Origin of the sequence: Jatrophihabitans telluris (assembly GCF_023516435.1) — a bacterium.
Classification (GTDB): Bacteria; Actinomycetota; Actinomycetes; order Mycobacteriales; family Jatrophihabitantaceae; genus Jatrophihabitans_A; species Jatrophihabitans_A telluris.
The window spans coordinates 897,761-921,469 of sequence record NZ_CP097332.1 but is presented as its reverse complement, the minus strand read 5'-3'; the positions used below and the strand labels follow the sequence as shown (position 1 = coordinate 921,469).

Here is a 23,709-nt window from a genome sequence, read left to right as displayed (position 1 = left end):
GTAGCGAGCATGATCGTCGACGCGGCCGAACGCGCACATCGAGCTTCCGGGAACCGGGAGACAGCGGTCGCGACGTGGGCGGTGGCGAGGTCCGGGCTCGTTTGGCCAGCAACGACGCCCGCCGGCCAACAGAAAGGCCGCTCTCAGACGTCGAGGGACGAGCCGTTGGAGTGCCCGGCCGGCGTCCCGGCCGGGTCACTGGCGCCCGTCCTCAGGGGTGAAGCAGTGCGAAGGCGCCGGTCGCACCGGCGTCGTATTGGGATTGACGGGCGTAGCCGTCGGTGGCGCGCGCAAGGGCGGACAGGTTCGTGGCGAATGCGGCCTGGATGCAGCTGCCCGCGAGCTGGGCGGCGGTGCGGTCGAGGTGCGAGCCGACGGGCGCGCTGGTTGCGCCGCCTGCTGTGGCGACGACGCCGTGCGAGCCCCGGCTTATCGACAGCGACCAGTCGATGAAGTTGCCGGGCTGGGTCGCGGCATAGGCGACCGACACCGTGTCGTTGGCGTTGGTGTAATGCAGCATCCCGCAGTCGTCGGCAGTGTTGCCGCTGGCCTGAACGTCGCCCAGGGCGGCAGTGCAGCGGCGGTTGTCCACCTGGATGCGGAACACCAGATCGCCGTTGGTGTCGATGTTGTTCCCCGGCGCGTCCGTGTAGTCGGCTGCGGTTGCGCTCAGGTCGGGAAGCAGGTAGCTGAACGGGCCACCGTGCCCGGCGTTGCCGGCCGCGACATGGGTCCCAGCAGCGTCGAACATCTCCATCCGTAGCGTGACCATCCCGGCGCGTCCCGGCGCGCCCGTGGTGCTGTCGAAGTAGGCGAAGGGACGGTCGGCAGGGTCATTGATGTTCACCCACGGCAGGTTCGGATCCGGGATGGCGTAAAGGTTGCTCTCCGACCCGACGAGGTTCGGACCCAGCGCGACGGAGTTCAGATGGATCGTGATCACGCCGCCGCTGAGAGTCTCCTGCATCCATCGGTGCGTCACGGGCGTGCTGATCTCGGTGAAGGTGGGGTCGCCGTCGAAGCGGTAGGACCAGCGGTAGTAGCTGATGCCGTTGCTCTGCAGGTTCGGGTCGAATTGCGTCTGCAGCGACAGGGTCCCGCCGAACGGGGTGTCACCGGGCAACAGGCCCGTGCCCGAAGGGGTCTCCAGGCCGTCGATCTGGCGCAGGTCGACGTTGCCGATCGCGGTCGGCCAGACGTAGAGGTACCCGGGCCCGGTCTGGGTCGGGTTGCAGGCGATGGCCGAGGGGTCCTCGACTGTGATGACCGCGCTCTGCGAGCCGTCGTAGTTCCAGATCGTGGTGCACAGGATGTCGGGATCGGCGACCTCCCGGGTCTGCCCGTCGATGGTCTGCACGACCTCGAAGTAGACGTCGATGGGTGTCTGCCACACGAAGAAGCAGTACGTGAGAGAGAACGAGCCGTCGGGCTGGATCGTCGCGTCCGGAAGTTGCTGGTAAGAGATCGCCCATTCGGGGATCACCTCACACATGAAGGTGGCGAGCTCGGCGCGGTGCGCGACGAGGTAGGCCCGAAGCGCGTTGCCGGTCAGTGGATAGAGGCCGGCGCTGAGGGCCGAGAGCCGCGCGAAGTCGCTCCAATCGAAGGAGAGCAGGTCGGAGATCTCGACGCCCAACATTCGGGCGAGCACGGTCTGGCCAATGTTGAGCACCTGCGCGTCGCTGAGGTTGTCCAGACTGGCAGCGAGATCGATCGTGAACACCTGGACGGTGCCAGCGCAGATCGGGGCGTAGGCCGGGGGCGTGCCGCCAGGGTTGAGGTGCTTGCGGACGGTGCCGTGGATCGTGATGCAGCGAAAGATCCAAAGCAGGCGTAGCGATTCCTCGATCCGCAACGACACCGTGCCGGGCGCGTACGCGGGCGCAACGTCGCGGCTGATCGCGCCGGCAGCCCTCAGCAGGGCTGCGGCATCGGCAGGTACATGCTCGTCGACGGACAGATCAGGCCCGACCGTGACCCGGTAACGGCGTTTCGGATCGACGCGGAACGACAGATCGTTCCCCACCAACGCAGAGTCGACCACCCGGCCGGCGCTGTCGAACAGGTACGCGCGGACCGTCGCGTCGGCGTCGGTCCCGGCGACCGTGACCTCCACCTGCAACGGAACCAATCCGTCATCCTTCTTCTGCGCTGCCATGATTCCCCCTGCGATCGAAACGATGTCGACTGTGAGGAGCCGCGGAGCAGACTCCGTGATACGCGACCGGCCCGGTACGACTTCGTTGTCGTAGCACCGATCGTGGGACGACTGTGGGAGACGTCCGCTTTTGATCTAGACGTGCAGCCGCCGTCTCTCGCGGAACAAGATTGCGGTGACATGCCACTGGTGTCGCGCAACTGAATCTCGTTCACGGGTGGCGTGCGGCAGGATCTCGTGGGCGGTCTTGGTCCGGGTCAAGGGGTGGCACTGTTCACCGTCGTGCACCAGCCGGTTCGCGATGTGCTTGCCGATGGCGAACCGCGACTTGTGCTGAGTCGGAAATCGGCCCCCGGTCATGCAGGCATCGCCCACACGCAGATGATGTCCTCTTAGCGGCGGACTGCCGCGTCACGTTCGTGGACTCAGCGGGCAGCGAATCGCCCGCTAGCGGGGCCGATCCAGTCCGCGTCGCCCTGGCCTCGCACGCACCCATCGGCCGCGGACAGCGTACGGTTCACGCGAAATCCATCGATCTGCGAAGAGGGCACCTGACAACCGACCTACGCAGCTGAATCCGTCAGGTCGCACGCGCGCAGTGATTAGGTGGCGTCGGAGGGCTCGGGCGGTGGGCCTAGGGTCAGGGACATGACGGCTTGGCTGGCTCCCCTCGTCTTGCTGGTGCTCGTGGTCGCCACGGATCTCTGGGTGTACTTCGACGCAAAGAGGTGCGTTGCTTCAGGGTCGCCCGTGTTCATCAAGATCGGCAACCTCACGATTGAGACGCCGGTCGCATGGCTAGCGGCTTGCCTCGTCCTTTGGATCTTCTTCTTCCCGACCTACATTCTGAGTCGCTCACGCGGTTGAACCGTCGAGGTGATCGCGTCTATGCCGGCCCGAGCGGGCGTGCGCTGTTCGCGCAGATCAATCCCTATGGGTCAGCTGGCGTGGCGTTCGTGGTCGAGTCGGTCGAGCAGCCATGCCCGCGCCATATTCGAAACCGGGAGGTGGCGACGTCCTGCTTCGGCTTGTAGTTCGGCGAACTGTTCTTCGGTGAGTCGGACGTTGAACATCCGACTGGGCTGGTTGGGTCGCAAGACCCTTGTCCACACGGGACTTCCTTCGACCTAGTCCGCGACGCACCGCACCCTTACCTCAGTGACTCATCGCAGGACCCGTACGGCCAGCGCCACCAAGATCGTGATGAGAGCCGCCAAAACCATGACGGCGCAAACTCCCGGAGCCCTTCCGGAAAGCCTCGCCACGGCGGAACCTTCGAGCGGGCAAACGCAAAGGCCGCCGCGGCGATGACAACGACCACGAGGACGGATACCGCAGGTGACTTTTCTGGAAGCAAGATGGCGGCCGCCGCGGCCCCGGCACCCGCAAGCGCTGAAACTGCGAGCGGCCGAGGGTCAGACCCGTAGGTACGACGAGCGCGGGCCATAAGAGGCTCCTTACCGGCATATGTTGGCTTAGCGTACGCACCCGGGGGACCCCCAGCACCAAGCCACACATTCCGGCGATGAACCGTAGGGCAATTTGTTGCGGACGCCCTCGTCGCCCTTTCAGCTGACGGGCCGCGAACGCTCTTCGGCTTCTCATCCATCTTCTCGTTCGGCCGTATAGGTTCCTGCATCCCACCCCTCGGACACAACGTCGAAACGCGCGAGTAACCCCCAGGAGGGACATGCCGGTATAGGCGCAGTGGGCCAGACCGTGGCATGATCGTTTTGCCACGCAGCCCGTGGCGTTCTAGCTTAGGTTGGAAACGAGCGCGTTCCTATAACCGGGTCGACACGGGGAGTTCTTCGAGTGAGCTTGTGGGCCTTCCTCACCTTCGCTTTGTGGGGGCGGGCGCGTACTCCTTAGCCAAAGACTCGGCAAGGTGGGCTCGCACGCTTTCCCCTCCGTGGGTGACGGTTGGACTCGCCTCAATCGTCGTCGCGTTCGGAGGTGTCGCACTCTTCCTTGGCACGCGGCCCGCTGACGTCGTCGTTGGTTTCGTGGTCGGAGGGCCGGTGCGCCCGTTGTCGAGTCTGCTCACCACCGACTCCGTCCACGTAAAACGGGCTGAGTGCGCGCCGTCGGCAGGCCGGCGCTGGACTGGACGTGCGCCCATGGCTCTTTGCCTCGAACCCGTTTACGCCAGCGGCGGTCGCATTGGATTGAACGGTGAGGCCGTGGGGTAATGCGTTGCGGACGCCTCGTCGCCAAAGAACGCGGCTGCCCCATTGCCCTACCTGTTTGGATCGCGTTCTCCCCGCTTAGACCAAAGAAGCCCTATCAGGATCAAACCGGAAATGCACCCGAGCACAAACAACGCGAGGCTGACGGCAGACGTGCCGGAGGTGGCAAATTTGGCAAGACCGAAACATGCCAAAGTCATGGCGGCTAGGAAAAATCTGAGCATCTCCCTGCGGCGGTCCTCGCGTCGCTCCCTCAGCTCTTTCCCGCCGGTGTGCTTGGGTTCGTCGCTCGTCACCGTACCTACAACTCTTCTAGCGTGTAAAACGTTGACTTGTCATATTCGGTGCCCGCTGGCCTCACCCCAGGAAGGACGACCAATCGGACCTCGGCCCCGGTCGGTACGTCGACGTTCAAGGTGCCGCTGGACGCGGAGCCGCTCGCGACGCGCACCTTGTGGCTGCCAGGTTCGACCTTCACGCGTGCCCTCATTTTCCGGAGTCCGATCTTCGCGACCGCCACCTCGTCTACGAAGACCGTCAGGCGACGCAACGCGCCGAATATGCCAGTCTGGCGATCGCATCTGATCTCGGACGCCGGGGTTCCGTCAAGCATTCGCCATCCCTCTGAATCGACCGGCAATGTCGTGGGTCACGGTTACCGGGAGATCGCGCACCGCGTAACCGTACTCCGAGCGACGGAGCGACGGAGCGACGGAGCGACGGAGCGACGGAGCGACGGAGCGACGGAGCGACGGAGCGAGGCTGGATCGTGTCGGCCTTGGTTCTGGAAGCGGTGGAGTATCGAGCCGCGCGCGCAGCTGTTCGCCCTCACAGACGGTTCGGCCGAGCGGTTCATGCCTACAAAAGCCAGCGAAACCGTAGGGCAACTTGTTACGCGCGCCTCGTCGCCGGACCGGGCACCGGCCTGATGAGCCGCGCCATGACGAAGGCAGATCACTGGAGGGGGCCGAGCCCGGCCAGCGGCATGATCGGGCGTTCACAGCGCCGCGACCGACGAGCGGCAGACGCGTGCGAGCGCGCTACTCGGCAATTCACTCCTTACCCAAGGCCAGAAACGCAGTCAGCGCGATCGTCATGCCCGCCAGGACCATAAGCGTGCCACCTATGCGACTGCCGCCGATCGCGAGAGCGATCCCTGCCAGGGCAAGGAGCAGGGCGACAACACAGATCGTCCATCCGGCACGGGTGAGTGCTACAGAACGGGCGGTGAGTCGATATCGCGGCTTGGGCGGCATAACGTCAATCCTTCCGTTACATCCGTCATCCGGCGCGAGCGGATCGCCGCAGAGTCGCACGCTGTCTCTTCCGCGCTCAACCAGCGGCATGAGCGGATCATTCACCGGCCTTGCTTCGGGAGTCGTTGAAGTGCGCAGCGAGTTCGCGGTTGCGACGTTCTACCTCGTCAAACGCTCTAGCTGTCGTCTCGGCGGACTGCCGCTCGCGGGCTTCAATCGTGGGCAGCGCCCAGACCGTCCCGCAGTCGCTACACCTGGCATTAAGCGAAACGTAGTACCCGTTCGCGAGTACCTGCTGGCGTTCCCACTGGCTACTCCCGCAGTGCGGGCACCGAGCGCTCGCATCCACCGTCATCGTTGGCCTCGCTTCGAGTAGGAACGACCGCCACCACCTATCTAAACTCAATCTAGCTCGGCGAGGCTCGCTGCGCCCGATCGCTCCTCCGGCCACACCGATGGGAATGGCGGCAACGATCAGATAGTGGCCGCAATCTTCGCCGCTTGAAAGCATGATCCCGCCGATCAACGCAAGTAACAGCGCGACAGCGCACACAGATTCGTTGCGATTATTGGTTGACGACTGTTAGTGCCACTGCCGTGTCCTTCCACACGCCCACCTCACGGCAAGCGACGTCGGGGGCCGAGGGCAGTCCGGTCTCCTGAGCCATGTGGGGACCGCAGAGCGCCGGCATGCGCGAACCGAGCCTCACGGGGGTGTATGGCTGAAGAGACTCGCCGTCAGGTGGAGGATGGCCTCTGCGCCTGTTCACACAAGACGCGGTTTTCGCCAGCACGCCATGCCGCACATCAGGCAGCGATACCGTGGCGCAATTTGTTGCGGAGGCCTCGTCGCCGGACCGGGCACCAACCTTATGAGCCGCGCCAAGACGAAGGCAGATCACTGGAGGGGGGCCCGTTCCGAAGGGAGGCCCCTCACTGCGGCATGTGCGTGCGACGGCGGTGGGCCTATGGGAGGCTGGGCGCGTGTCCTATGACTTGTTCTTCCAGGGCTTCATCGCTGGGGAGTCTGCAGGGAGCCGTCGATCGGAAATGCTCGCGGTGTTGGCACCCCACATCGCGGAACGTAGGGGAGCGTTCCTGCGCATCGAGATCGGCGACGGAGCAGCCGACATCTACCTCAGCGACGACGGGATGATGGCCAACCACATCTCCGGGACGGACCCATGGGACCTCCTCGTGACCGGCGCTAAGTCCGCAAACTGGGTAATCCTCCCGATCGATGGGCCAATCTGCGTAACTGGCCCAAGCCAACGAGAGCAGCGACCCGAGGGGCTGGGCGAAGGCATTGTGGTCGTCACCTCAGGTGCCGAACTTCGCGCAGCAATCGACATCCACTGACTGCGGCAATTGCGGACATTGCCGAGCCGAGGTCGGCAGGGCGCACCCGGGTAAGGTCAGCGTGTGAAACGAAGTTCGAGGTGGTGTTCGCTCGTTGTGGCGCGGCGCCTCGCCTCGCTGCCGCCGTCGCGTGCGCGACCTTGCTGAGCGCCTGCGGTGCCCAATGGGACGGCGAGCAGGATTACTACATCAAGTTCATCAATGACACCCAGACCGCCGTGGTGCTCTGGAACTATCACCTGTCCAGAACAGACGTTGCGAGGCTGTTGCCCGGCCAATCGGCGTCGATCTTGGCAGACATAAACGATGTTCCAGAGCAGATGCATGTCGAAGTGTCCTCCGGAAAGCAACTCGGCTGCCTCCTCATCAACTTCAAGTCGAAACCCGACAACGCCCGCTTGCTTGTGTCCTCGACCGAGCCGTGCGACCCGCACATCAGCTATTTCAACTGACTCGCCCTATTCGGCATACCCGCGCACTGTGAGCGGCAGATGCAGTCGAGCGTAGCGACCCGCCCAGCGGCAAAGTCGGACGCTATCTCTCCGCGCCCGACCAGCGGAAAGTCGGACGCTATCTCTCCGCGCCCGACCAGCGGCAGAGTCGGACGCTATGTCTTCCGCGCCCGACCAGCGGCAGAGTCGGACGCTATGTCTACCGCGCCCGACCAGCGGCAGAGTCGGACGCTATGTCTACCGCGCCCGACCAGCGGCAGAGTCGGACGCTATGTCTTCCGCGCCCGACCAGCGGCAGAGTCGGACGCTATGTCTTCCGCGCCCGACCAGCGGCAGAGTCGGACGCTATGTCTTCCGCGCCCGACCAGCGGCAAAGTCGGACGCTATGTCTACCGCGCCCGACCAGCGGCAGAGTCGGACGCTATGTCTACCGCGCCCGACCAGCGGCAGAGTCGGACGCTATGTCTACCGCGCCGACCAGCGGCAGAGTCGGACGCTATGTCTACCGCGCCGACCAGCGGCAAAGTCGGACGCTATGTCTACCGCGCCGACCAGCGGCAAAGTCGGACGCTATGTCTACCGCGCCCGACCAGCGGCAAAGTCGGACGCTATGTCTACCGCGCCGACCAGCGGCAAAGTCGGACGCTATCTCTCCGCGCCCGACCAGCGGCAAAGTCGGACGCTATCTCTCCGCGCCCGACCAGCGGCATGATCGGATGGTTCTGACTTAGCTACCGGACGGCCTCGCGACACCATTGGGCCATCGGCCAGAAGATCGAGCGCATTCGAGCGTCTCCGAGTGTTTCGAGTTCGTCGAGAAGTGCGAACAGCTCGCCGCTCGCACCATTCTCGGTCAGCAGCACGGCAACCGCGCCACGGGTATCAAAGATGACGTGTCCGAGTCGGCCGGTGCGGGCGGCAGCCAACATGGCTCCCGGCTCAACCAAAGCCCGAAGGTGAGCGGTTGCCCCGTTCTCCATCTGTGCGACAACGTCATCGACCGCGTGGTGCGCCGACGCTTGGTCAGTGACCGACCACCATTCAGGTCGGCCCAGTGCCTGCTGCTGACGAGCGCGCAGCCGCTCACGCCACAGGCCGTCGTACTCCTTGACCGTGCGGTTCTCGGTCTTACCTAGCTTGTGGCTCTCCCATCGCCACCATGCGCGGGGCACGACGGCCAGGTTGACCGTGAACAGGGTTTCCGCCCTTGAGGACGAGTCGGACGACTGAACATTGACGATGGCCCGGTCCTCGGTAGGGCTGCCCAGGACCCACGTCGGCGCAGAGCCCTTGAAGCCAGCCGCCCGCAGCGCCGGGCCTAGGCGGTCTCGCAGCGCGCTCTTCAGCGCCTCTGGAGCAGTCACGACGTAACAATCCCATGCGCCGGCTCGGCGCACGCACATCGGCACGACCGCGCACCATGCGGCAGAAGCGGGCGTCCGATTGAGCGTCTGAGACGATGTGAACGTGCTTCCGACCACTGGTGATCGCATTGCGGTGAGCGGCGGCTACGAGTTCGAACCCGATTGGCTTGGGGGTCGCTCGGAGGTCGCTGGGGTGGTCGCGAAGCTCATACCCGAGCAGAACCGACTGCCGGCGTGCGTGGTCCTGCTCGACCAACCGTTGACCGCCAGTGGGGACGTCAAGGGCAAGCGCGAGTCGCGGACCGGCTCGTACCTTGTCCTGGAACCCCGGTACGTGGGACAGGAGTGGGAGTCCACGGGAACGGTTCACGTCGAGCTCTGCGAGTTCGAACCCGAGGACAAGCCCTGGGCTGAGCGACCAACAGGTGCCTGGGTCGAATCGCACGCGACTTACCGTTCCCGCCTGGTGACCGATCGCTGGGCATGCGCTGTCATCGGCATCTGCGCATCGTCCGAAGGACCGTCAACGCGGCATTTGCGGATGTCGAGCGGTGCCCGAGGCGGGCGCACCCAGCGCCACTAGCCTGAGTGCATGGCCCGACCCGCACCAGACAACCCGACGTCATGCATCTGGTGTGGCAGGCGCACCGACGAGGACCCGGATGGCGCTGCCTTCCTCTTTCTGGCCAAGCGCGACGGAGCTTTCCAAGTCGCACCAGGCCACTGGCTTGACAACTCTCCGCATATCGAGGGCCACCAGTTCTTCTGCCACGTCTCCTGCTTTCGAGAGTCCGTGCCTGGTCCGCAGCAGTACGCGTTGGAACTCGCGCTGGACGAGCCGTAGACACTCGCTCACCGGCAGGGCGCGCACTATCCGCGGCATGTCAGGGCAGTTGGGTCCGGCTGTTGCGCACAATTAGTTCGTGTGCCCCAGCCCGGCGGTCTCAGCGACCGCGAAGCATTCGACGCAATGTCTATGTTCCTCAACAGATACGCGGAGCGGGTGGGCGACGACCTCATCACGCTGCTTGGCGATCTTCAGTTGATGCCGGACGGAGAGCCGACCGAACCGGCAGCATGGCCTGACTGGTTGGCCTGCGCATCCGATGTGAGGCGACGCCGCGCGTAACGATCCGCGCGGCAGATCCTCGCGCGGCGGCTACTCCCCGGCAGCCCGAAGAATTGCCTTGGCCGCACGCTGCTTCGAGAGGGATATGCCTGTTGACACGCCTCCCCCGCCCAGCAGGCCGGAGATGACGAAGTCAATCGCCACACCTACGCCGGCCGCGACACGGCCGCCCGGTGACCGCTGTTCGCGCGCCCACACAACGCTCGCGTCTGCGACCTGCGCATCATCGTGCAAGGCTCCACGCTTTGCGAGCGCGACGACCCGCGTGCGAACGTCCTGCGGCAAGTCGTCGAACCTCATGAGCTGGACCGACCCCAATTCTGTGTGCGGTGGGCACAGTACCTCATTGCACCGCACTGTCATCGGCATGAGCGGACGCGCGCTTCACGGAGCCATCCGGCTTGCAGGGGCTCAGACAAGTTGGATGAACAGCCCTTCGACTGTGAATCCAGAAGATGCTGGCGCCGGCAGACCCGCCCGTTGGGCTTTGAGACCGTAGGGCAATTTGTGGTGGACGCCTCGTCGCCGGACCGGGCACCAACCTGATGAGCCGCGCTATGACGAAGGCAGATCAGTGGACGTGGCCCCGCTCTGAAGGGAGGCCCCTCACTGCGGCATGTGCGCTGGGCTGTGGTCAGCTTCGGGACGCGAGCGCAACCCATTCGCCAACACGATCTCGATCTTCTGCTCCGGAGTGAACGTCCCGGTACTCCGCGTCTCGCTCAAGAGCTCTCCTCAGGGCTATCAGAGCGACCATCATTTCAAGCCATCAGCCCGAGAAACGTCTACGACCCACCAGGGCCCGCGTCATGTTAAATCCTCAACCTTGTAGCTCACGGCGGATGTCCGTCACCACCCGGCGGTTCTCGCCCCAGTCGAACAACTGAGGTGACGCGGACACCACCGTAACGACCGAACCTACGCTGTCACCAACGGAGCGCGCTGAGACGTCGATGCGCTTCTTCAAACTAAACGGGGTCATCCCCGTCGTGAGTACCGCGCAGCCTCCGTCGCTGACGGTTGACCGCCACCCGCGCTTGCGCGACGCCAACGCTGCCGAAGCCTCGATGACCTCCGAAACCGAGCGAGGAACAATGAACTCCTGACTCGCGGATCGAGAGTGGCGCCAAAGCCAGGCCTCCAGAGGACCTCCACGCCGGACCAGAACGAGTCCCGTCACAAGCACCAGCAGCATCCCTACAAGAAAACCGGTCGGACCGCCAACATCACCGCCGCGGACTACAGCCCAAATCGACCAGGCCACCGCCACCACGCAACCAACCGCCGCAAACCCGGCGAGCCTTCGTCCTCCCACACAGATCATTGTGCCCACCCAACTCTCGCCGCAGACCAACGGCGAAGCCAATATTTGCGACACGGACCGAGACCGAACTACTCGATGAACACAGACGGGAGCCATGACCGGAAAGTCCCGCTTCGCGGCAGAGTCGACGCAATCTCTTCCGCGCCCGACCAGCGGCATTGGCCGGACCCCGAGAACTGATCCACTGGACCTACGAATCGGGGTCAGGCCAGATGCACTCAACCTCCGACGCGTGACAGACGGTCCGCCCTCGATCGGATCACCGTTCCGACGGCCCCGCCGGTACGAGGTCACTGCCTCGATGGGTGCGTCGCGGATTGTCACCCTGCGCCATCTCGACTCGCTGCTCGATGGGCGCAGAGTGCCTGCCGACTTCTGGGCCTGCGTGAATTCTGCAGACCTGGCGAACGTCGATGGCGATGCGGCTGCGGTCTTCGATTGGCCGAGCGGGCATCGCTCCTCGCCCGCCTGATGCAGCAGATGCATGCGAGCACGACAGGCGGCAGATGCGGTCGAGCGTAGCGACCCGCCCAGCGGCAATTGCGGATGCCCGCATGACCAATCAATCCGGTACGGCGGGGTCAGCCCACTCCCACATCAGGAGCCCTTGCTCGGCGAGTGGACTCAACAATCCTCTGACGACTTCCGACTGGCGGTCTTCAACAATGTCAATCGCGCCGTAACCGAGCATGTGCCCACGAAACTCGACCAGGCATCCAGTCCCCGCGATCGAACCATGGAGCGAGTCGTGGGCCTCATGGAGAAACGTCTCGTTCTGGATCGCGAACCTGATCGTCCGATGCCCACCCTTGGAGACGATCTTGTAGGAGCCATCGTCGTCGGTCGTGGTGAGGACGTCACCGAGCGACAACCCGTAGGTGAAAAAGGGGATGCAACATAGCTCGAAGTTGACCTTGTCGTCGGTCCGAGTCCACATCTGCTCATACCGGCCAGGCAATCCGTCGTCCGCCAGGCTGAGCCTCAGGATGTAGTTGGTCCGCGCCCGCGCGGCGGGCTCGTCGTGTGTCGCAATCATCGTCTCATCGGCCACCGCATAAGGATGCAGCACTCCTCCATCGGACGCGCACATCGGCACGTCCGCGCAGTCAGCGGCAGATCCGTGGTCTGGACAATTGTGGCATCATGCCGACGTGAAGTGGAGGCAGCGGATATCGCGGCTCGGCCTGATATGGCTGGGCGTCGCATTTGTGCTGGCCGGGATCGGCGCCGTTCTAGGCTTGCTCAACTTCGATAGCCACAACGTCTACCGCCACATCGGCATCTACCTGGAACTGGCTGGGATGGTGATGATGGGTGCCACGGGCGTCGTGAACCAGATTCAGATTGGCCGTGGCCGGTCACTCGCCGACCGCAGGCAGTTTGCTGGTTCTGTCGGTCGGCGTAAGACACGCTGACGTCGGCAGTTCCGAGCCGTGGATACGACCGTCACTGCGGCATGTGCGGATGCTGCCGGCGGCGGCAAGCGATCAAACGACGATGAGTCGGTCGCCGATGTAGATCTGGTAGCTCTCGTAGTGTTCCTCAGAGTCGTAGATCATGATCGCTGCGCCACCAACGAAGTGGACGGTCGTAGTTCCATGGTCCACGACCTGGACATCACTGACTCTCGAACCAAGAAGCCCGACCAATCCCGTTGCGCCCTCGGGGGCGGCTGAATAGCGGTCCCGTGCTACGTCCGGCCCAGACACCGCGTAGTCACCCTCGATTGTGATGCCGATCTTCCGTAGCCCGTCGAAGTTGAGGTTGACCTGATGCAAGCTGATCGACACAAGCTCCAGCTTGCATCCGACGAAGGCTGAGAGGTCGGTGTCTTCCGGGAGCCCGTACACATTGCAGAGTCTCGCACCGGAGGTCGGGCGATCGCACTCAATTCGGCATGAGCGGACGAGGTTTTCGGACCAATGGGAGGAGGCGGTTCGTCGTCAACGGCATAGCGTCCCCTGCGCCTGTTCACACCTGACGAAGGTTCCGCCAGCACGCAACGCCCGCAGGTGAGTCAGCGGGCGCCCACGGTATCGGCCACGCCGCACATAGACACGGCCGACCACTGCGATCTGCTACACATGAGCACCGCTAGAGAGAGGCGAACATGTGAACACTGGCCGACCGAGTCTCCTGCCGCATTCGAGCGTGGCCCGGTCGAGTAGGTGGGTGATGGTGGGGCGGTGTAAGCGCTACCTCACGGTGGGAGCGGCGTTGCTCGGGCTATTGCTCTACGGGCTGTTTCTTGCAGCCTGTGCGGGGGCGTTCGGGCCGCCTCCCCCGAACAGCCTGGAAGCCTTCGCGGGGGGATGTGTGGCGAGCCTGTTCAGCTGGCCCTCGGTCGTGGCGCTTTTCATCCGTGTCGACGTCCGCGGCCCGTCACTGCGGGTGATGAACATCCTCGGTGAGTATTACGTGGCTGCGGCGGACATCGCAGGTTTCGACACGCGCCTCGGCTTGCGGATCATCACCGTGGGCCAGCGCCGTATCCGAGTCTCGGCCGCGCAGCAGTCGCTGGCGGGAACACTGTCCGGGAACAAGCACGTGAAGGCAGTTGCCGCACACATCGAAACGTGGAGAGCGGCGCAGGTCGGCGACGCCCCACCGGCGGCCGCAACCGATCACCGAGAAATACACATCAAACCCCGATTCGCGCTACTCGGTGTCCTGATTTCCTGGACCCTGTTCTTTGCGGTGAGTGACGTACTCGCCTACCGTCTCAGCCGCTGACCGGCGGACCGACCGACCTTGTGCACCGTGGGCAGGACGCGAAGGCCGTCGCGAAGCCCACGGACGCCAGCGAGCCGGTCGCGTTTTGGGAAGTGTCGGCGCTGCTTGACCGCCAATGGTCTAAGCCGTTGACCCAGGTGCGATCTCGTCGCTTCGACCAACCACAGAACAGGTCACATTCAGCTGAACAGCTAGGGTATGCAACATGCCGAGGAGCTCTCTCGGGCGTGATCGCGCCGTCCTGTCCGCGGTAACGCTATTCTTTCTGACCGCCACATCGTGCAGCGCTCACCAAGGCGAGCCAAACCACGCTACGCCTCGGTCGGCCACGCGTGCGACCTCGACCACCGCGACCAAACCGAGCGGCCCATTTCCTGGGGACACCACGCCGCTGCCGGAAGGGACTTCGACGGCGACGGGTTCCGGGGAGATGTGGTCTGAGGAAGTTGCCAAGCGGAAGTACCTCGCGATCGTGGGCCGCTTGAATCGGGTGAACGCCGATTGGAACGCCGTGGTCAGAAACAAGGGATCCCTCGCTGAGGCCAAGGCGGTCGCAGCGAGAGGGGTTGAGACAGACAATCAAGCTTTCAGGCAACTCGAGGATCTCCGGTGGCCGGAGTCTGTCGCCGTGCTGACCGATCACATGGGCATCGCCCTGCACAATGATTCGATCGCCTGGGGTCGCATTGTCAGGGCGAGTGGCTGGTCTTTCATTAATGCTGTACTTGACAGCGCGTCGCCGAATACTGACGCAATCGCTTCCTATTCTCGCCAGATCCGTAAGGCACTGGGCCTTCCGCCTCCTCCTCCTCAGCCCTAATTGCCGCCGGTCTCTTGGGTGAACGAGCGGAGCTGAAGCGGGCAGGCGGCACCTTGCGGCAGTTCCGAGGCTGTTCGGCGCCTTCCACCCTCACAGATGCCTCCGCCAGCAGGCGACAACGAGACATCAAGTGATTAGATCGTAGGGCAATTTGTTGTGGACGCCTCGTCGCCGGACCGGGCACCAACCTGATGCGCCGCGCCATGACGAATGCAGATCACTGGAGCGGGCCGCGCCCGACCAGCGGCAGAGTCGGACGCTCTCACGTCCACGCCCGACCAGCAGTAGAGTCGGACGCTCTCTCGTCCGCGCCCGACCAGCTCATGCGGATGCATGAAGACGATCGAGGTGACCCGCCGATCGGCCGGTAAGCGCGCTAAGTTGCAAGGTTTCGGTGTCGGCTTAATGCGAATGCCAAATGCCAGCAAAGGCAAGGACGCCGCCGGCTGCGGCCACCGTGCCAGCGAACACGCACATGACCCGGGCCCAAGCCAGGTGCAGGCTCGGCCTCGCGCTACGCGCGCGATGGATGGCAGGCCACCCCCGGTCTTGGTTTCGCTCGTACATGTAATGACCGACCTTGGCGTTAAAGACCACTAAGAGGACCCCAGCGAAGGCGCACAACAGAAACAGGACGCGCATCGAGCGATGCTCTCATACCCGCGCAATAACGTCATCCGTCCCAACCGGGCCGCGCGCTGCTTGCGGCAGAGTCGGACGCTCTCCTCCGCGCCCGACCAGCGGCAACACCGGAAGATGTCTCGAGAGGCAATCTGGCACGATGCTCGCTGTGGCGGGCGCATTCACTCTCGGTATGACAGGAAACGACCGGGTGACGGTCAACGTCGAGGGTCGAGCCCACCCCGGAGCCGTGGACTACTGGGACGGCAACTCGATGATCACACCAATCTTGGTCCACGTTGGTGGCTTCACCGCCAAAGTCGCGGCGACACTTCGGATGAACGAGATTCACCGGTTCAACGAGGGTCTGAAGTACATGAACCAGAATCTGGAAGGGACCGCCGTCCTTGCCAGCATGGAGCTGTGGATAGACCTCACCGTCCGCTGCGAGCCGAACGGTCACCTGTCGGTCGTCGGAGACGTCAGGGAAAATCCCGGCACGAATACGCATCTTGAGTTCCAGATCGACCACGTCGATCAAACTGTGCTGCCCGGCCTGATCGCTTCACTGGACGCCATCGAACGCGAATTCCCGGTACTCGGCAGGCCCTAGTGGTGCCCGGAGACCCCCGTGGCTCGTGGTAGTTGACAGAGATGGCTGGCTAGTCAACCATTGTGCTAGGTATATAGCACAATGGAGATGCTGTAGTGATTGAGTTCCATCTGGATAGCCGATCCGGGGTGCCGGCGTATCAGCAGCTGGTACAGCAGGTGCGCCGGGCATTGCGGCTGGGTCTGCTGGTCTCGGGTGACCAACTGCCGACCGTGAGAGATGTGGTCGGGCAGGTCGCGATCAACCCGAACACCGTGTTGAAGGCCTACCGCGAACTGGAACACGCCGGGTTGGTCGCGGCCCGTCCGGGCGTCGGTACGTTCGTGGTCGGGTCGCTGCCGGGTGATTCGCTGGCCGCGCACGGACCGTTGCGGCGTGAGTTGCAGCGGTGGTTGGACAAGGCGCGTCGTGCTGGTCTGGATGATGAGAGTATCGATGACCTGTTTCAGGACACCTTTCGATTGACGTCGGGCGAGGGTGTCGCATGAGCGCGGTGCTGAACGCGGCCGGGTTGGGCAAGCGTTACCGCAATCGGTGGGCGCTTCGCGATTGCACCGTCGAGGTGCCCAAACGGCGCGTGGTCGGCCTGGTTGGTCCGAACGGGGCCGGCAAGACGACTCTGCTCAACCTCGCGGTCGGCCTGCTCAAACCAACGGCCGGGCAGATCATGGTGCTCGACGCTCGCCCGGGCGAGAGCCCGGTCCATCTCGGCCGGGTTGGGTTCGTCGCCCAACAGAATCCCCTCTATACCAACCTGACGGTCGCAGATCACCTACGGCTCGGGGCGTGGCTCAACCCGAGCTGGGACGCCGCGATGGCCGAGCAACGCGTCGACGAGCTCGGACTCGACCCCAAGCAGCGAGCCGGCAGGTTGTCCGGGGGCCAGCACGCGCAGCTCGCGCTGACGATGGCGCTCGCGAAACGCCCCGAGCTGCTGGTCCTGGACGAGCCCGTCGCAAGCCTGGACCCGCTTGCCCGGCGCGAGTTCCTCCAGCACCTGATGCAGGCCGTCGCCGACGACGACATGACGGTGGTGCTGTCCTCGCACCTGGTCGCCGATCTGGAGCGGGTCTGTGACTACCTGATCATCCTGGCCAACTCCCGCGTTCACGTAGCTGGCGACGTGGAGGAGCTGCTGGCCTCGCACCATCGGCTCACCGGCCCCCGCCGCGACCCGGGCAGCTTGCCCGCAGGTCAGGAGGTGATCGAGGCTAGCCACACCGACCGGCAAAGCACCCTCGTCGTGCGCAGCGAGGCTCCGATCTTGGACCCGTCGTGGACGGTCGAACCCCTTGGGCTCGAAGATCTCGTGCTGGCCTACATGCGTCGCGCCGACGAGTCCGGCAAGCCCAACGGCGTGAGCCGCACGCGCCTCGGAGTGGTCGCGTGATTCGGCTGAGCCTGCGCCAGTTCCGCACCCAGGGCTACCTCGCGATTGGACTGCTGGGCGTGGCGGCCATCATGCTGGCCGCCACCGGCCCGCACTTCGCCCACGTCTATGACGCCTACGCAAAGGCCCAGGGCGCCTGCATTGCCTCACCGACCTGCCCGAACGTCCGCATCGGCGTCAGCACGCTGGACTCGCTGCTCGAACTCATCGGGACCGCGCTGGTCGCAGTCCCAGCGTTGGTCGGCGCGTTCTGGGGCGCACCCTTGATCAGTCGCGAGTTCGAGAACGGCACCCACCGACTGGCATTGACCCAGAGCGTCACCCGCACCCGCTGGGTCGCCGTCAAACTCGCGTTCGTCGGCGCCGCCAGCGTAGCCGCGACGGGGCTGCTGAGCCTGATGGTCACCTGGTGGTCGGCCCCGATGGACGCCGCGAACATGAACCGCTTCGACGCCGGGCTGTTCGGCGAACGCAACATCACCCCGCTCGGCTATGCGGCGTTCGCGTTCGCGCTCGGCGTGAGTTTCGGCGTGATCCTCCGGCGAGCCTTGCCCGCCATGGCCGCCACGCTGGGCGTGTTCCTCGGCGTTCGGCTCGCGTTCACCTACCTGATCCGCCAACACCTGATCTCACCCCGGCACCTGAGCACCACGCTGGCCGCGATCACTACCGGCTACGGCACCAACGGCGGCCCATCGGCGCAGTCCTCGCTTTTCCTCAGCGCGCCGAATCTCCCGAACGCGTGGGTCTACTCGACCCGCGCCGTGGACTCCAGCGCCCACATCCTTAACGCGCACACCGTCAACAGCGCCTGCCCGCAACTGGCAACCGCGTCAGGACCACCATCCGGCGCCAGCCAGGTCCAAGCATCAACAGCTGCCCGCGACGCCTTCGAGACCTGCGTGACCCAGCTCAGCGCCACCTACCACGGCGTCGTCACCTATCAACCAGCCAGCCGCTACTGGCTGTTCCAGAGCTACGAAACCGGCATCTACCTCGCCGGGGCGCTGGCCCTCGTCGGGCTCTGCTTCTACTGGTTGCACCGCCACGCCACCTAAGCCAGAACGCCAACTACTCAACGGCCGCCCCACCTTCAACCCCGGGATGAGTCAACGCCAGCAGTGCAAACTCAGGCGTTCGGGTCTGCCCCAGGTTTTGATGTTCCCGCTGGTCCGTGACCTCGCCGTCGACAAGATCCCCGGCGTGGTGACCTGCCGCGTGCTCGGCTTCTCGAAGCAGGCCTAGTACAGATGGCTGGCCAACCCGGTCAGCCGGCGTGACTGGGACGACGCGCATCTGATCAACGCCGCCATCGACATCCACCACGACGACCCGGAGTTCGGCTATCGATTCATCGCCGACGAGCTCCCGACGTACGACATCAGGGCCTGCCGTAACCACGTCAACCGGCTCTGCACCCAGCAGCGGCTGTGGTCGGCGCACGCGATGATGCGAGGTCGACCCGCCGACCGGGACCACCCGTCCACGACGACTTGGTCTCGCGCCAGTCCCGCTCACCTCAGCTGGATCGGCTTTGGCTGACCGACATCACCGAACACCCGACCGGTGAAAGCAAGCTCTACCTCTGTGCCGTCAAGGACGCCTGCAGCAACCGTATCGTCGGGTACTCGATGGGTGAGCGCATGACCTCTCAGCTCGCAGTCGACGCCCTGGCCAACGCTTTCAACAAGCAGCTACGGTTACTCAAACAAGCCGGTGATGCGACTATCAGTTGAATCTGGTCAGTTCCGTTCCCACGCGTTCGTCCATGAACTGCGACGCTATGGGCTGCGTGGTTCGATGGTTCGCGTCGGCGCCTGCGCCGACAACGCAACCATGGAGTCATTCTTCTCGCTGCTGTAGAAGAACGTCCTCAACCGCCGAGGGTGGCAAACACGAGCGCAACTCCGTCTCGATAGATCCTCACGCCCTGGAGGGGCTGTAGCCACTGAGCCCCGCCGGACGCTGGGCGCGATGCCGTCGGGAGGCTCGTCAGAGCAGTCTTCCCGGCCTAAGATCAAGGCGGACTGAGGATTCCATCAAGCACAGGACGAAACGCGTTTTCGACCCACACTGTCTTCGCACCGACCAGGTATCGGTCATAGCGACCGGACCGACCCGGCCCGCTTGCCGGGGTGGCCAACGAGATCGATCCGCGAGCTACGGACAGCTTCAGGCTAGTGGGCAGCGGTCCTCCAAATCGGGCCCAAAGTTGGACCTGCTCGGCGGTCCACACGAGGTAGCGCCGCCTTGTGAAGGTTATTTCCCACGTCCCGTAACCGTCGTAAAAGGGATAGAGCCCTGTAAACGCTGGGACTCCACCCTCCACATCAATGCCGGCCTGCCGTCGAAACAGGGCCTTCAGTTCGCGCTGATCCACTTTTCCCGATCCCTTCCTGATGACGCAGCGTGCCACACTGCCGCTGGCCCCTGCGAACAACTAAGGCCTGCGGTCTTCCCCAAGTGGGTGTTGAGTCTCAAAGAGGTCCGCGCCGAGCGGGCCCTTCCACGCACAGATCAGCCAAACCGTAGGGCGATTTGTTGCGGACGCCTCGTTGCCAGAGCGGGCACCAACCTTGATGAACCGCGCCATGACGAAGGCAGAGCACTGGATGGGGACCGCTGTGGAGAGACGCCCCGCATTGCGGCATGTCCGCATTGTTGACGCAGTGGCCTGACGCATCGCCACGTGTGTGGAACCGCCCTTGCTCAGTCCCAGTTCATCATGCGTTTGATGCTGTTGCGAAGCGGAACGATCTCCTCGGACTCCCACGGCTTTTCGCCTCGATACGCTGCGTCGGCTAAGCCCACGGCGCGATCGACCACGTCGGCGGCGTCGCGGCTGCGACGGGTGAAGACGACGCGTTCGGCTCGCCACGGGGTCGCCGGCTTCACAACGTGAACGCTCCACCCGGTACGGCCGCGTGGGTAGACGTTCGCGGCGACGAGCGCCGCGAGCGAAATCTGTTGCGGCACCAGGTCGTCGAAGGGACCCAACGGGCTCTGCGTGAACGGCAGGTTGCGAACGATGCGGACCAGGTAACGACCCCCCTGTGGCGTAGCCACGTCGGCTTGGGCCAGCGTCCGGTTGAACCAACGTCGCCACCCGCGAGACGGCATGACGCGCACGCGCCAACGAGGCCCTGAACTGTCAGCAAGCAGCGGGTCCTCGGTCACTCGACGATCATCTCAGGCTTCGCCTGGACACCGGCCGCGACCGCCCGTAACGACGCCTCATCGGCAGAACCGCGCACCATCAGCGGCATGAGCGGTCGTTCACAGCGCCGCGACCGACCAGCGGCAGATGCGTGCGAGCGTGCTACTCGCCAATTCAGTCCTTACCCAAGGCCAGAAGCCCAGTCAGCGCGATCGTCATGCCCGCCAGGATGATAAGCGTGCCACCTAAGCGACTGCCGCCGATCGCGAGAGCGATCCCTGCCAGGGCAAGGAGCAGGGCGACAACACAGATCGTCCATCAGGCACGGGTGAGTGCTACAGAACGGGCGGTGAGTCGATATCGCGGCTTGGGCGGCACAGCGTCAATCCTTCCATTACATCCGTCATTCGGCGCGCCCGACCAGCGGCATTTCCGGTTGTTGGCCCACTGGCCGCGAAGCCGACTGGCGCTGTCAGCTAGCAGTCGCTGCGCCAAGAAATCGCAGGCGTCGTCCTCCGTCTCGAACCAGCGCGTTCCCGTCCGCTGGCCACGTTCGGAATAGAGCACCTTTAGCTGCCTAAGACTGGTACGAGACAGAAGCGCTCGTCTGGCTGCCGGTTCGAATCGAGATTGAACGCCGCCGGATCAACTCGCTCGGCCGTCATGAGGGCACTGAGGGTGGCGCGGTCCACGGCGTCATGGTCGCACGCTCATCGCAGGCACGACCGCGCACCATCTGCGGCATGAGCGGGCGGGCCCGCTGCGCGGCATGAGCGGTCGAGCCGGCGGGAGGCTGTCAGCCCCCGTAGATGTCCGACTGCCAGTAAAGGCGCGGGCCTGGCTCCTCGAACAGGTCATCCGGCCAAACGTCTGGATCTGGACCCAGGACCTCGTCTTGGGAAACGACGATGACCTGGCCGCCTGTAGGGCGCAAGCCGTCGGCGTCGCCGATGCTGCTCCAACCCTTCTCGTGCGCGACGTGGTAGAGCGCTAGACCCAGATGTTCAACGTCCGCTTCGGCAGCTTCCTCGGTTACTCCCGGCTGGTACCGCTGGAAGGCCGCGCGGCCCGCAGCCATCACGGCGGCAGGATCGGTCACCTGGTAATCGTGACGCTGCAATACGGAGATGCCCGCGACAGGTAGAGATCTCGGGTCGACATCGTCATCGTCATCGTCATCAAGGAACTGGGCGAGGGCGCCAAGGGGGAAGCCTGTGCCGGTGTACTCGAACTGTGCGTCGGCGTAGGACACCAGGACCGAAAGCAGTGCCTCGCTTGCATCGAAGACTTCCCGAATGTCTTCGTCGCTGCCGACTGCCACGACGGCGTCAGCGTGAGTGATGATCGCTGCAGCGACTTCCCGGGCCGTCTGGCGCAGTCGGTCTGCACCAGCGGAGGTCCATGGTGAGAACGCGTCCCCGGACTGATGACTCTGTTCTGGCATGGAGAGCAGATTACGTGAGGCACCATCGCGAACGAAGCGCTCAACGCGGCATGGTCGAGCGACTAGATCTGCGGTGGTCCATCAAGTTCGCGGCCCGTCGCGTACTCAACCCAGCGACCGGCTCCGTCGGCGGGACAGGCCGCTTCGGCAGCAACTCGGGTCGCCCACGCGTCAGCCGGCAAGTGTCTTCCGTCGAGGGCGGCATCTACGTCGACGTCGTTTTCGATGTGACCATCGGCAAACAGGGCGTCGAACCGGAAGGCGGTCCTGGTGCGGCCCAGCACCGTCCGCTTCGGGAAAGCGGTCGCTCGGATGGCGGTTGCACGCTCATGGATTGCCATGTCTGACATCCTCCCAGCGAGCTGTCATCGGCATGAGCGGACGCGCGCTTCACGGGGCATCCGGCTTGCAGGGGCTCAGACAAGATGGATGAACAGCCCTTCGACTGTAAATCCAGAAGATGCTGGCGCCGGCAGACCCGCCCGTTGGGCTTTGAGACCGTAGGGCAATTTGTTGTGGACGCCTCGTCGCCGGACCGGGCACCAACCTGATGAGCCGCGCCATGACGAAGGCAGATCACTGGAGCGGGTCGCGCCCGACCAGCGGCAGATGCGGTCGAGCGTAGCGACCCGCCCAGCGGCATGAGCGGGCGCTCGCGGCAGACTGTCATCTGTGACGGATGGCTTTGACGTTTGGATCGCGTCGTTCGACCTGCATGACGAAGACGACCCTGGGACGCCTCCCGAGGGTCTCCCGGAGTTTCTTCGCGCGACGTTCGACACCCATGGTGCGGTGAGCCGCGACGAAGTCCGGCGCCTCTACTACGAAAGGGAAAGCGAGCTAGCCCACAAGGCGGTCGCGCTGTTCGTCGCGGACGTCGAACGCACCTCGACGTTCAACCCGAGCATCAACATTCGGCGAGACGAGCACGGCACCCTCATCGTGTCGTACAACGGGAACTACTCGACGCCGGCCACCCTCGCGATCCGAGCACCAGAGACCATCTGCGAAGTCGCCGACAACCTTCGAGATCACGTAGTTGACGACCTGAGCGCTGCTTGGCCAGTCTGCCCCACCCACGGGTTCGGGCTAGACCCGCGCTCCGTCAAGGGCCACGCGGTCTGGTTCTGCCGCCACGGCGACCACTCGGTCAGCGCGATCGGGCAGCTCCCTAGCAGCGCCGCAGCCCGAATGGGTTGACCGAAAGGCCACTCGCTCATCGGCATGAGCGGACGCGGGTTCACGGGACCATCCGGCTTGCAGCGGCTCAGCAAGACCGGACGCTTGCTCTAGCAGACCATGCCGAACACTCGACAGACCACCGTGGGGCAATTTGTTGCGGACGCCTCGTCGCCCAAGCGGGCACCAACACCGATTGACCACGCGACGTACGCGACACACCTACCCAGGGCGGAGGGTCTGCGAGTACGCGATCACGTCCGCTGGTCGACGCGGCAGCCTGAGCACGGGCGCTGACCAACAAAGCGTCACTCGCTTGACCCCGCCTCGCTTCGCGAGTAGTTGAGTTCCGCAAAACGAATGCCCCTCCCCTGAAGTAAGGGACACAAGCCCGACCGGTGCTGGCTCATCCGCGCCACAAGTCGTAGGGTCCACCTCGAACACTTGGCGACGATCGAGCCCACCCGGGGGTAGTTCCGAGATGCCGGCAAAATTGTTTGGCTTTCTTTGCGGCGTGGGGG

The 23,709-nt window shown here is 64.4% G+C and carries 21 protein-coding genes and 1 pseudogene; 14 read left to right on the top strand and 8 right to left on the bottom strand.

The features are described 5' to 3' along the window. Nucleotides 1–211 precede the first annotated feature (211 nt). The gene (locus tag M6D93_RS04495; protein ID WP_249773163.1) at nucleotides 212–2,158 is read right to left on the bottom strand and encodes a hypothetical protein; all 1,947 of its coding nucleotides are present in this window, start codon (nucleotides 2,156–2,158) and stop codon (nucleotides 212–214) included. Nucleotides 2,159–2,806: 648 nt separating this feature from the next. On the opposite strand from M6D93_RS04495, the gene M6D93_RS04490 reads away from it, so the two are divergent. Further along, complete coding sequence (locus M6D93_RS04490) at nucleotides 2,807–3,025, top strand: hypothetical protein (RefSeq protein WP_249773162.1); 219 nt, start codon at nucleotides 2,807–2,809, stop codon at nucleotides 3,023–3,025. A gap of 1,623 nt (nucleotides 3,026–4,648) precedes the next feature. Here the strand turns inward: M6D93_RS04490 and M6D93_RS04485 are convergent. Together M6D93_RS04485 and M6D93_RS04480 are read right to left on the bottom strand one after the other, a co-directional pair. Continuing rightward, nucleotides 4,649–4,960, bottom strand: a complete 312-nt coding sequence (locus M6D93_RS04485) for a hypothetical protein (RefSeq protein WP_249773161.1) — start codon at nucleotides 4,958–4,960, stop codon at nucleotides 4,649–4,651. 439 nt (nucleotides 4,961–5,399) lie between these two features. After that, on the bottom strand, nucleotides 5,400–5,708 hold the full coding sequence (locus M6D93_RS04480; protein ID WP_249773160.1) for a hypothetical protein: 309 nt from the start codon (nucleotides 5,706–5,708) through the stop codon (nucleotides 5,400–5,402). An 879-nt stretch (nucleotides 5,709–6,587) separates the two neighbouring features. Between M6D93_RS04480 and M6D93_RS04475 the strand changes: the two genes are divergently transcribed. Both M6D93_RS04475 and M6D93_RS04470 read left to right on the top strand, forming a co-directional pair. After that, complete coding sequence (locus tag M6D93_RS04475; RefSeq protein WP_249773159.1) at nucleotides 6,588–6,962, top strand: hypothetical protein; 375 nt, start codon at nucleotides 6,588–6,590, stop codon at nucleotides 6,960–6,962. Between the two features lie 80 nt (nucleotides 6,963–7,042). After that, the gene (locus M6D93_RS04470; RefSeq protein WP_249773158.1) at nucleotides 7,043–7,414 is read left to right on the top strand and encodes a hypothetical protein; all 372 of its coding nucleotides are present in this window, start codon (nucleotides 7,043–7,045) and stop codon (nucleotides 7,412–7,414) included. 731 nt (nucleotides 7,415–8,145) lie between these two features. Here the strand turns inward: M6D93_RS04470 and M6D93_RS04465 are convergent. Continuing rightward, nucleotides 8,146–8,778: a DUF4304 domain-containing protein gene (locus tag M6D93_RS04465; protein ID WP_249773157.1), complete on the bottom strand. Its 633-nt coding sequence runs from the start codon at nucleotides 8,776–8,778 to the stop codon at nucleotides 8,146–8,148. 103 nt (nucleotides 8,779–8,881) lie between these two features. On the opposite strand from M6D93_RS04465, the gene M6D93_RS04460 reads away from it, so the two are divergent. From M6D93_RS04460 to M6D93_RS04450, 3 genes are all read left to right on the top strand, one after another. Then, nucleotides 8,882–9,361, top strand: a complete 480-nt coding sequence (locus tag M6D93_RS04460; RefSeq protein ID WP_249773156.1) for a hypothetical protein — start codon at nucleotides 8,882–8,884, stop codon at nucleotides 9,359–9,361. Between the two features lie 9 nt (nucleotides 9,362–9,370). Beyond that, nucleotides 9,371–9,622 carry a hypothetical protein gene (locus M6D93_RS04455; protein ID WP_249773155.1) on the top strand — a complete coding sequence of 84 codons (252 nt, stop codon included), beginning with the start codon at nucleotides 9,371–9,373 and terminating at the stop codon, nucleotides 9,620–9,622. A 1,841-nt stretch (nucleotides 9,623–11,463) separates the two neighbouring features. Next, nucleotides 11,464–11,703: a hypothetical protein gene (locus tag M6D93_RS04450; RefSeq protein WP_249773154.1), complete on the top strand. Its 240-nt coding sequence runs from the start codon at nucleotides 11,464–11,466 to the stop codon at nucleotides 11,701–11,703. Nucleotides 11,704–11,793: 90 nt separating this feature from the next. Here M6D93_RS04450 and M6D93_RS04445 read toward each other — a convergent pair whose 3' ends face one another. Next, the gene (locus tag M6D93_RS04445) at nucleotides 11,794–12,282 is read right to left on the bottom strand and encodes a DUF4265 domain-containing protein (RefSeq protein WP_249773153.1); all 489 of its coding nucleotides are present in this window, start codon (nucleotides 12,280–12,282) and stop codon (nucleotides 11,794–11,796) included. A 100-nt stretch (nucleotides 12,283–12,382) separates the two neighbouring features. Between M6D93_RS04445 and M6D93_RS04440 the strand changes: the two genes are divergently transcribed. After that, nucleotides 12,383–12,646 (top strand): hypothetical protein, encoded by a 264-nt coding sequence (locus M6D93_RS04440; protein ID WP_249773152.1) that lies wholly within the window; start codon nucleotides 12,383–12,385, stop codon nucleotides 12,644–12,646. 72 nt (nucleotides 12,647–12,718) lie between these two features. Here the strand turns inward: M6D93_RS04440 and M6D93_RS04435 are convergent, their stop codons facing one another. Next, nucleotides 12,719–13,081: a DUF6188 family protein gene (locus M6D93_RS04435; RefSeq protein ID WP_249773151.1), complete on the bottom strand. Its 363-nt coding sequence runs from the start codon at nucleotides 13,079–13,081 to the stop codon at nucleotides 12,719–12,721. Nucleotides 13,082–13,406: 325 nt separating this feature from the next. Here M6D93_RS04435 and M6D93_RS04430 point away from each other — a divergent pair, with 325 nt between their 5' ends. The 6 genes and pseudogenes from M6D93_RS04430 to M6D93_RS04405 form a co-directional block, all read left to right on the top strand. Further along, nucleotides 13,407–13,964, top strand: a complete 558-nt coding sequence (locus M6D93_RS04430) for a hypothetical protein (RefSeq protein ID WP_249773150.1) — start codon at nucleotides 13,407–13,409, stop codon at nucleotides 13,962–13,964. 1,601 nt (nucleotides 13,965–15,565) lie between these two features. Beyond that, entirely contained in the window at nucleotides 15,566–16,018 is a 453-nt protein-coding gene (locus M6D93_RS04425; protein WP_249773149.1) for a WapI family immunity protein, read from the top strand. A 95-nt stretch (nucleotides 16,019–16,113) separates the two neighbouring features. After that, complete coding sequence (locus tag M6D93_RS04420) at nucleotides 16,114–16,506, top strand: GntR family transcriptional regulator (RefSeq protein ID WP_249773148.1); 393 nt, start codon at nucleotides 16,114–16,116, stop codon at nucleotides 16,504–16,506. Beyond that, nucleotides 16,503–17,408 (top strand): ABC transporter ATP-binding protein, encoded by a 906-nt coding sequence (locus M6D93_RS04415; RefSeq protein ID WP_249773147.1) that lies wholly within the window; start codon nucleotides 16,503–16,505, stop codon nucleotides 17,406–17,408. The genes M6D93_RS04420 and M6D93_RS04415 overlap by 4 nt, the downstream gene beginning before the upstream one ends. Then, on the top strand, nucleotides 17,405–18,466 hold the full coding sequence (locus M6D93_RS04410; protein WP_249773146.1) for an ABC transporter permease: 1,062 nt from the start codon (nucleotides 17,405–17,407) through the stop codon (nucleotides 18,464–18,466). Before M6D93_RS04415 ends, M6D93_RS04410 begins: the two co-directional genes overlap by 4 nt. Before the next feature lie 97 nt (nucleotides 18,467–18,563). Continuing rightward, nucleotides 18,564–19,268: pseudogene (locus tag M6D93_RS04405) on the top strand (IS3 family transposase); the annotation flags it as partial. Between the two features lie 849 nt (nucleotides 19,269–20,117). Here the strand turns inward: M6D93_RS04405 and M6D93_RS04400 are convergent. Then, entirely contained in the window at nucleotides 20,118–20,585 is a 468-nt protein-coding gene (locus M6D93_RS04400) for a hypothetical protein (protein ID WP_249773145.1), read from the bottom strand. Between the two features lie 776 nt (nucleotides 20,586–21,361). Next, nucleotides 21,362–22,009, bottom strand: a complete 648-nt coding sequence (locus M6D93_RS04395) for a hypothetical protein (protein ID WP_249773144.1) — start codon at nucleotides 22,007–22,009, stop codon at nucleotides 21,362–21,364. Nucleotides 22,010–22,681: 672 nt separating this feature from the next. On the opposite strand from M6D93_RS04395, the gene M6D93_RS04390 reads away from it, so the two are divergent. Further along, nucleotides 22,682–23,209, top strand: a complete 528-nt coding sequence (locus M6D93_RS04390) for a hypothetical protein (protein WP_249773143.1) — start codon at nucleotides 22,682–22,684, stop codon at nucleotides 23,207–23,209. Nucleotides 23,210–23,709 lie beyond the last annotated feature (500 nt).

What these genes read in the sequence shown, in the direction of transcription:
- M6D93_RS04495 (WP_249773163.1), bottom strand. Translation starts at nt 2,158, where the DNA reads ATGGCAGCGCAGAAGAAGGATGACGGATTGGTTCCGTTGCAGGTGGAG.
- M6D93_RS04490 (WP_249773162.1), top strand. Translation starts at nt 2,807, where the DNA reads ATGACGGCTTGGCTGGCTCCCCTCGTCTTGCTGGTGCTCGTGGTCGCC.
- M6D93_RS04485 (WP_249773161.1), bottom strand. Translation starts at nt 4,960, where the DNA reads ATGCTTGACGGAACCCCGGCGTCCGAGATCAGATGCGATCGCCAGACT.
- M6D93_RS04455 (WP_249773155.1), top strand. Translation starts at nt 9,371, where the DNA reads ATGGCCCGACCCGCACCAGACAACCCGACGTCATGCATCTGGTGTGGC.
- M6D93_RS04430 (WP_249773150.1), top strand. Translation starts at nt 13,407, where the DNA reads ATGGTGGGGCGGTGTAAGCGCTACCTCACGGTGGGAGCGGCGTTGCTC.
- M6D93_RS04425 (WP_249773149.1), top strand. Translation starts at nt 15,566, where the DNA reads ATGCTCGCTGTGGCGGGCGCATTCACTCTCGGTATGACAGGAAACGAC.
- M6D93_RS04415 (WP_249773147.1), top strand. Translation starts at nt 16,503, where the DNA reads ATGAGCGCGGTGCTGAACGCGGCCGGGTTGGGCAAGCGTTACCGCAAT.
- M6D93_RS04395 (WP_249773144.1), bottom strand. Translation starts at nt 22,009, where the DNA reads ATGCCAGAACAGAGTCATCAGTCCGGGGACGCGTTCTCACCATGGACC.